This is a genomic window from Actinomadura sp. KC216 (genome assembly GCF_004348535.1).
GTDB lineage: Bacteria > Actinomycetota > Actinomycetes > Streptosporangiales > Streptosporangiaceae > Spirillospora.
In genome coordinates this window covers 1-7,863 of the sequence record NZ_SMJX01000362.1, presented here as the reverse complement: position 1 = coordinate 7,863, position 7,863 = coordinate 1, and the positions used below count along the sequence as shown (strand labels likewise).

Annotated in this window: 7 protein-coding genes, 1 tRNA gene and 1 pseudogene; 6 read left to right on the top strand and 3 right to left on the bottom strand. The window is 68.1% G+C overall.

Annotated elements, in window-relative coordinates:
• Positions 1 to 57: 57 nt before the first annotated feature.
• From E1264_RS36940 to E1264_RS36930, 3 genes are read left to right on the top strand one after another with little or no spacing between them, the layout of a single operon-like run.
• A complete protein-coding gene (locus tag E1264_RS36940) occupies positions 58 to 1,683 on the top strand; it encodes a replication initiator (protein WP_132181240.1) in 1,626 nt (541 codons plus the stop codon).
• Positions 1,680 to 1,874, top strand: a complete 195-nt coding sequence (locus E1264_RS36935) for a helix-turn-helix domain-containing protein (protein WP_132181238.1) — start codon at positions 1,680 to 1,682, stop codon at positions 1,872 to 1,874. Before E1264_RS36940 ends, E1264_RS36935 begins: the two co-directional genes overlap by 4 nt.
• The gene (locus E1264_RS36930; RefSeq protein WP_207936739.1) at positions 1,871 to 3,271 is read left to right on the top strand and encodes a site-specific integrase; all 1,401 of its coding nucleotides are present in this window, start codon (positions 1,871 to 1,873) and stop codon (positions 3,269 to 3,271) included. Before E1264_RS36935 ends, E1264_RS36930 begins: the two co-directional genes overlap by 4 nt.
• A 211-nt stretch (positions 3,272 to 3,482) precedes the next feature.
• Here E1264_RS36930 and E1264_RS36925 read toward each other — a convergent pair.
• A tRNA-Tyr gene (locus tag E1264_RS36925) sits at positions 3,483 to 3,564 on the bottom strand.
• 661 nt (positions 3,565 to 4,225) lie between these two features.
• A pseudogene (locus tag E1264_RS45705) lies at positions 4,226 to 4,579 on the bottom strand (nitrite reductase); the annotation flags it as partial.
• A 306-nt stretch (positions 4,580 to 4,885) separates the two neighbouring features.
• Here E1264_RS45705 and E1264_RS36915 point away from each other — a divergent pair.
• Positions 4,886 to 6,256, top strand: coding sequence for a nitrate/nitrite transporter (locus tag E1264_RS36915; protein WP_132181236.1), 1,371 nt, complete (start codon positions 4,886 to 4,888; stop codon positions 6,254 to 6,256).
• 169 nt (positions 6,257 to 6,425) lie between these two features.
• Positions 6,426 to 6,911, top strand: a complete 486-nt coding sequence (locus E1264_RS36910) for a YajQ family cyclic di-GMP-binding protein (protein ID WP_132181234.1) — start codon at positions 6,426 to 6,428, stop codon at positions 6,909 to 6,911.
• 65 nt (positions 6,912 to 6,976) lie between these two features.
• Here the strand turns inward: E1264_RS36910 and E1264_RS36905 are convergent, their stop codons facing one another.
• The gene (locus E1264_RS36905) at positions 6,977 to 7,252 is read right to left on the bottom strand and encodes a helix-turn-helix domain-containing protein (RefSeq protein WP_132181232.1); all 276 of its coding nucleotides are present in this window, start codon (positions 7,250 to 7,252) and stop codon (positions 6,977 to 6,979) included.
• A gap of 35 nt (positions 7,253 to 7,287) precedes the next feature.
• Here E1264_RS36905 and map point away from each other — a divergent pair.
• Positions 7,288 to 7,863: type I methionyl aminopeptidase (gene map / locus E1264_RS36900; RefSeq protein ID WP_132181230.1), on the top strand; the 576-nt coding region annotated here is incomplete at its 3' end.

Below are 7,863 nucleotides of genomic sequence, written 5' to 3'. Positions count from 1 at the left end.
GCCCCCGACCTCGCCCCCACCCCGGCCGCTGCCTCGTCCGATCCTGACCCGGAACCAGTGGTCAAGACACTCCCTCCGCTGGCGCGGGGCGTGCTGGAGTCGGTCGCGGTCGAGCACGGGGTGTGCATCCGGCCGGTGCCCATGCGGCGCGTCGACCTGACCACGGGCGCGGCCGAGGTGGTCTATGTCCCCTGCGGGCACACGCTGGCGTCGGTGTGCCCCTCGTGCGCCGAACGCAAGCGCCAGCTCCGCGCGGTCCAATGCCGCCAGGGCTGGCACCTCACCACCGAACCCGTCATCACCCGCGCCGACCCCGATGAGGAACAGCGCGCGTGGATGGAGCTACGCGCGCACGCGGCGGCGGCCCGCGACCACGCGGCCCAGAACGGCGCGGCGGAAGGTGAAGACGCCGAGTTCTGGGACGCCGTTGTCCGCGACCTGGATCACGAACTCGAACGCTCGGGCGTGCGCGGTGCGCTCAAGACCGGTGAGGAGTTCAGGGGCCGGCGGACCCGGTCCACCCGGCGGCGGCAAGATGCTCCGGACCTTCCTAGGCGGCCGGTCGACTCCCGCACCCTCGGCAAGGTGTTCCGCGGCCGGGACGGCCGAACCTTCCGGCCCTCGCTGTTCCTCACCCTCACCCTGGACTCCTACGGCCGGGTCCGCTCGGACGGAACCCCGGTCGACCCCGAGTCCTACGACTACGCGCGGGCGGCGCGGGACGCGTTGCACTTCTCCAAGCTGGTGGACCGGTTCGTGCAGAACCTGCGCCGCTTCGTCGGCTACGACGTGCAGTACTTCGCCACCGTCGAACCACAGCGGCGGCTGGCCCCGCACCTGCACATGGCCATTCGCGGAACCATCTCGCGGGCGGAACTGCGGCAGGTGGTCGCGGCCACCTATCACCAGGTGTGGTGGCCCTCCACCGACCGCGTGGTCTTCGAGGGGGAGCGGCTGCCCGTCTGGGATGCGGCGGCGGGGGACAACGGCGGCTACCTCGACCCGGCAACCGGGGAAGTCCTGCCCACCTGGGATGAGGCCCTCGACGCGCTCGGCGCAGACCCGGACGCCGAACCTCTGCACGTGGTCCGGTTCGGACGCCAGATCGACGCGCAAGGCGTCCTGGCCGACACTCCAGAATCCCGCAAGCTGATCGGCTACCTCACCAAATACCTGGTCAAAGGTGTGGCCGAATGCCACCAGGCCACAACTGAGGCGCAGCGCGAACACGTCGACCGGATGGCCGAAGCACTCCGCTACGAACCGTGCTCACCGACGTGCGCGAACTGGCTGCGCTACGGCATCCAGCCCAAGAACCCCCGCAAAGGCATGACCCCCGGCTTCTGCATAGGCAAGGCACACCGCCGCGAACACCTCGGCTACGGCGGACGCCGCGTCCTGGTCTCCCGCAAATGGTCCGGCAAAACCCTCGCCGACCACAAAGCCGACCGCAAAGCCTGGGCCCTGGCGCGGCTGGCTGAGGCCGGAATCCCCGTCACCAACCCCGCCGACCCCACCGCCATCCACGTCTGGGAACGCGCCGGCCCCGGCGACCCCGACGTGAAACCCACCGAACAACGACTCCTCCTCCTCATCAACGAACGCATCCAACGACGCCGCCAGCTCGACGCGGCGACCAACAACCCCACCCCAGAACTTTCGGCAACTGCGGAGGCAGCGTGAGCACTCGGCGCGATGAACTCCTGACCGTCCCCCAGGTCCTGGAAGAACTGGGCGGCGTGTCTGAGCGGACGTTCTACCGCTGGCGCGAGATCGGAAAGGCTCCGGAGGCTATCCGGCTCCCGAACAACGAGCTTCGCGTCTGGCGTAGTGAGCTGATGCGCTGGCTTGGGACGCTCCGGGAGGCGGCGTGAGGACGTCGTACAAGGTCAAGTTCTGGGAGATCCGCCCGAACAAAGCCGGGCCGAAGTCGAGCAAGGCGGGCAAGGTCATCTCGTACACGGTGCGGTGGACGGTCGCCGGGCGGGAGAAGTCGCAGACCTTCCAGCGGTCGTCGCAAGCGAAAAACTTCCTGTCTGACCTGCGGCAGGCTGCCAAGAACGGCGAAGAGTTCGACATCGCATCCGGGTTGCCGCTGTCCAAGCTTCCGAACGAGACGGCGGAGAAGCCAGCTCGAACATGGCTGGAGTTCAGCCGGGCCTACGTAGACATGAAATGGCCAGGGGCAGCACCCAACAGCCGCGACGGGCTTACCGAGACGATCGCGACGGTTTCGCCTGCGCTGGTACGCGAGGATGCGCCGGACTCACCAGACTCTGAAGTACTCCGGCGGGCGCTGCGGGCCTACTACCTGGCGCCCAAGGATCGGGAGAAACCTCGCCCGGTCGAGATCGCTGATGCGCTGACCTGGCTGGAGAAGGCATCTCTGGACATGTCAGACGTCGCCAAGCCTGCCAACGTCCGGGCCGCACTCAACGCGCTCTCGCTACGTCTGGACGGCAAACCGGCGGCGGCCTCCACTGTGGCGCGTAAGCGTGCGGTGCTCTACAACGCCTTCGAGTACGCAGTAGAGCTGGAGGAGTTCGACCGGAACCCGATCGACAAGGTCAAGTGGACTCCGCCCAAGCTCGCCGAAGAGGTCGACTGGCGCGTAGTGATCGGGCCTCGCCAGATGCGGGAGTGCCTGACTGCCGTCAGCTACGTCGGCAAGCGAGGAAGGGGGCGGCGGCTGCGGGCACTGTACGCCTGCATGTACTACGCGGCGCTTCGTCCGGCTGAGGCGGTGGCGCTGCTCAAGGACGACTGCCATCTTCCGGCAACTGGCTGGGGACGCCTCGTCCTGACTCGAACGCTCCCCGAAACAGGGTCACGCTGGACGGACAGCGGGTCGACTCACGAGCAACGCGGCCTCAAGCTTCGTCCGCTGGCCGAGGTCCGTACGGTCCCGATACCGCCGGTCCTGGTGGAGATCCTCCGCGGACACCTCGCCGAGTTCGGGACGGCGAAAGACGGGCGGATCTTCCAGACCGAACGGGGCGGCATCGTCGGGTCAACGGCGTACGGCGACGTCTGGGCGGCGACTCGGGCACTGGCCTTCACTCCGGAACAGGTCGCCTCTCCCCTGGCTCGGCGGCCGTACGACCTTCGACACGCGGGGGTCTCGCTGTGGCTCAACTCCGGAGTTCCGGCAACTGAGGTCGCCGAACGTGCGGGCCATAGCGTCAAGGTCCTGTTGCAGGTCTACGCGAAGTGCATCCTGGGCCAGCACGACCGGGCGAACCAGCGAATCGCTGATGCGCTCGATGACTGATCCGACCTACCCTCAAGGGGCTTCGGTTTACGCCGAAGCCCCTTCGCCGTTCCCGACGCGACCTGCGGGAACAGGCTCGGACTCGTTCCGCGTATATTCCGGGACCAGTGACATCCGGCGGCATTCTGTGGCATCTGGCTGCATGCCGGGGGCCTTGGAACGCGAACAGCCTCCGACCGTTGGCACAGGTCAGAGGCTGTTTCTGGTGGGGTGGCGGGTCCAGGATTCGAACCTGGGTAGGCTAAGCCGACGGATTTACAGTCCGCTCCCATTGGCCACTCGGGCAACCCGCCGTGGCGTCGCTGTCGCGACGGCATTGGAAAGGATAGCGGACGGTGGGAGCGGGTGTGACATCGAGCGTCTGGTGGGGCCTCGGCTCGTCCATGGGGCGACCACCCGGCACGTGCTTCGTCGAAGCGGCGCAGGACCAGGCGTGCGAGCGCGTCGTGCGCACCGAGCGGCACGCTCGCCATTTCGGCTCCCGACTCCGGCATCCGGCCGGGGGCGCCAGCAGGTATGAGGCCACCAGTACCCGGCGCGTTCCTTCTCTCCTATGGGTGGCTGCCACGTCCGCCAGTGCCGGGCCGGCCGCCGCAGCGTCCGCTCGGCACGGCTGGTGTTGTCCGGAGGGCCCACCGCCCGGGTCCTCCCGCAGGCGATCAGCGAGTGCGGCCGTCGGCAGTGGGTGCGGCCCCAGCGGGCTCAACACCACCGACCCAGGACACAGCCGCCCGGGTCTGTCGATGAGTGCGTGATACCCGCGGGAGAGCATGAGCGGGACGGCCACTACGGGGGGCCTTGATCCGTACTGCCACGTCGTCCAAAGATGAGCCGGACGGTTCGGCGTACGCCTCGACCACCGCAGCCTCCGGACTCGGTCCAGTAGCACTGGGACGCCCTCGTCCGGTTCGCCCCGTCCTTACATTCACACTTCCGGCTCAGCCCCGATCACGTCGACCCGGCGAGCAGGATCGTGTCGGCGAGGGCTAGGCCGGTGATCGGGCCCGGCAGCCCTCGGTCCAGGCCGAAGGCCCGGCCCGTGGCGGCGGCCGACGACGACAGGCAGAACCGGCCGTTGTTGTTGAGCTGGGAGGTGCGCAGCGCGTTGCGGGCGAACTTCCCCAGGTGGTAGGCCTTCTCGTTGGTCAGCCCGCTGCGCCTCGTCCCAGGTGCAGGGGTCCAGTGGCGCGTCCCGCCGGCGGCGCAGCAGTGGGGTGGTCAGCCGGTCCGGGACGGTGAGCATCTCGGTGGCCGTCCAGCCTCGTGACACAACCCACCGCGGTTGGCCGACACGTCCTCGCGAGATATGACCCGCCGTGGGAACGCCGTCCGTCCGAAGCCTTCCCAGGTCAATACAGGCAGTGCGTCCGGTCGTGTGTCCGGGCGTGGGTGGACGTAGTTTCGTGGTCGGGTTCTGCATGTGGCCAGGTGTAAACAGTGCCTCACGTCGGGCCGTTTACGAAGGTCAGGCGTTCCTGCGGGGAATGGGCGCCGTGCCCGTCTCACACTGGCCACTCGCGTCCGGCGCGGCGGAATTTCCGCCGCCGCATCATGGAGAGCACGGCGGCGAAATTCCTAGCGTCGCGGCATCCCAACGACCATGAGGAGTCCCCTATGACCGTCACCACGGGCGATGAGCGGAAGGCCGCGGGTCATCGGCTCAAGGGGCGCTGGATCGATGACTGGCGACCCGAGGATCCGGAGTTCTGGCGCGCCCGCGGCGCCCGGATCGCGCGCCGGAACTTAGTCTTATCGATCTTCTCCGAGCACATCGGCTTCTCGGTTTGGACGCTGTGGTCGGTGCTGGTGCTGTTCCTCGGGCCCGAGTACGGGATCGACCCGGCGGGCAAGTTCGTGCTGACCGCGGTACCGGCGCTCGTCGGGTCGGTGTTGCGGCTGCCCTATACCTTCGCCGTCGCCAAGTTCGGCGGCCGCAACTGGACGATCTTCAGCGCGGTCGTGCTGCTGGTGCCCTCGGTGCTCATCGCGCTCCTCACCGAGCCCGGCGTCTCCTACTCCACGCTGCTCCTGCTGGCCGCGGCGGCCGGGGTCGGCGGCGGCAACTTCGCGTCCTCGATGGCCAACATCAACGCGTTCTACCCGCAGCGCCTCAAGGGATGGGCGCTGGGCCTCAACGCCGGTGGCGGCAACCTCGGCGTCGCGACGGTCCAGCTGGTCGGCCTGGCGGTGCTGGCCACGGCCGGCGACTCGAATCCGGGGCTGATCGCCGGGATCTACATCCCGCTGATCGTGCTGGCGGCCCTGGGCTCGGCGCTCTACATGGACAACCTCTCTCAGGCCCGCAACGACAAGCGGGCGATGCGGGACGCGTGCCACAATCCGCACACCTGGGTCATGTCGGTGCTCTACATCGGCACCTTCGGCTCGTTCATCGGGTTCGGGTTCGCCTTCGGACAGGTGCTCCAGATCGAGTTCCAGACCGACTTCGACACCCCGATCAAGGCCGCGTACCTGACGTTCCTCGGGCCGCTGCTCGGCTCGCTGCTCCGCCCGGTCGGCGGCTGGATGGCCGATCAGCTGGGCGGAGCCAGGCTCACGTTCTGGAACTTCGTCGCGATGGCCGTCGCGGCCTCCCTGGTCCTGGTCGCTTCCGGGCAGAAGTCACTGCCTCTGTACCTGGCGGGGTTCATCATGCTTTTCGTCTTCAGCGGCGTCGGTAACGGCTCCACCTACAAGATGATCCCGGCCATTTTCCGCGCCACGGCCCGGCGCGGTCTCGGCGACGGCGACGCCGTGGCCGCCGAGAATGAGGCGCGGCGCATGGCCGGCGCGGTGATCGGTGTGGCCGGTGCGATCGGCGCGTTCGGCGGGGTGCTGGTCAACGTCGCCTTCCGCCAGTCGTTCATCGCCTACAAGTCCGCAGATGCCGCATACATCGCGTTCATCACCTTCTATGCCTTGTGCTGCGCGCTCACCTGGCTGTTCTACCTGCGCCCCCACGCGAACAGGCCGGCGGGGGTCTGAACGCCGTTCCGCTGATCGGACCTCCCGAACGGCGCCCGCGGGCCTACTAGATCATCAAGGTAGAATCCGCGCTCTGGTACCTGCTCCGGCTCGTCGTCGTAGTAGGAGATAAGGACCCGGTTCCGCCTCCTCTCGCGGAGGCCCGGGAGCAGAGGGGAGCTGTGCCCAGGTGGACTCGTCTTTCGACATCGTCAGCAAGCTCGACCGGCAGGAGGTCGACAACGCCGTGAACCAGGCCGCCAAGGAGGTGGCGAACCGGTTCGACTTCAGGAACGTGGACGCGGGGATCAAGTGGTCGGGAGAGTCGATCGAGATCCAGGCGAACACGGAGGAGCGGGCGAACGCCGTGCTGGACGTGCTCAAGGACAAGCTCGTCAAGCGGGGGATCTCGTTGAAGGCGATCGACGCGGGCGAGCCGAGGCTTTCGGGGAAGGTGTACCGGCTGGGTGTGGCCCTGAAGGAGGGGATCGCCCAGGAGGACGCCAAGAAGATCGGCAAGATCATCCGGGATGAGGGGCCCAAGGGCGTCAAGGCGCAGATCCAGGGGGACGAGCTGCGGGTCAGCTCGAAGAAGAAGGATGATCTGCAGGACGTCATCGCTCTGCTGAAGGGCAAGGACCTGGACGTGGCCCTGCAGTTCGTCAACTATCGGTAGTCGCCCGTATACAAGGAGCGCGCCGGCCCCATCCCCCGCAGAAGTGGCCGGCGCGCTCTCGTGTGTTATGACGCCGCTGACTCCGGGATGGTTCGGTCGAATTCATCCAGTTTCTTGGCGAGGTCGGTGAGGTCGAGGTCCAGGACGCGGGCCAGGGACGCGACGGTGTAGAACGCGGGGACGGCGATGGCGCCGCGTTCGATCTTGCGGAGGGTGTCGAGGGAGATGCCGGCCTCGGCGGCGACGGCGGCGGCCGGGCGGGGGCCTCGGGCGGCGCGGAGGATCTGGCCTAGGGCCTTGCCGCGGTCGCGCTGTTCGTCGGTGAGCGGGGTACGGACCATGCGAGCATTGTAATACTGGTATTAAAATATTCCGCATGGTGACCTATCGAAGCCCACGGGAGTGGGAGCGCATGCGGGACGCGGGGCGGGTCGTCGCGCGGATTCTGGCGAGTGTGCGGGACGTGGCGGAGCCCGGGGTGGCGCTGGCGGAGCTGGACGCGGTGGCGGCGAGGGTTCTCAAGGAGTGCGGGGCTACGTCGCCGTTCCTGCACTACAAGCCTGCTTGGGCGCCGATGCCGTATCCGGCGAACATCTGCGTGTCGGTGAATGATGTGGTGGTCCACGGCATTCCGGGCGCGGCCCCGTTGAGGGACGGGGATCTCGTGACCGTCGACGCCGGGGCGACGGTTGGCGGGTACTGCGGGGACGCGGCGATCTCGTTCATGGTGGGGGCGGCCGACGAGGGTGGTCTGCGGTTGATCGAGGTGACTCGGGCCGCTCTGGAGCAAGGCATTGCGGCGGCTGTGCCCGGGAACCGGATCGGGGACGTGGCGGCGGCGATCGAGGGGACGGCGCGGGCGGCCGGGTTCGGCATCGCGGACGGGTCCGGCGGGCATGGGATCGGGACGGAGATGCATGAGGATCCGTCCGTGCCCAACAAGGGGCGGGCC

Coding starts and splice junctions, on each gene's coding strand:
- E1264_RS36915 (WP_132181236.1), top strand. CDS start 4,886: ATGACCGTCACCACGGGCGATGAGCGGAAGGCCGCGGGTCATCGGCTC.
- E1264_RS36905 (WP_132181232.1), bottom strand. CDS start 7,252: ATGGTCCGTACCCCGCTCACCGACGAACAGCGCGACCGCGGCAAGGCC.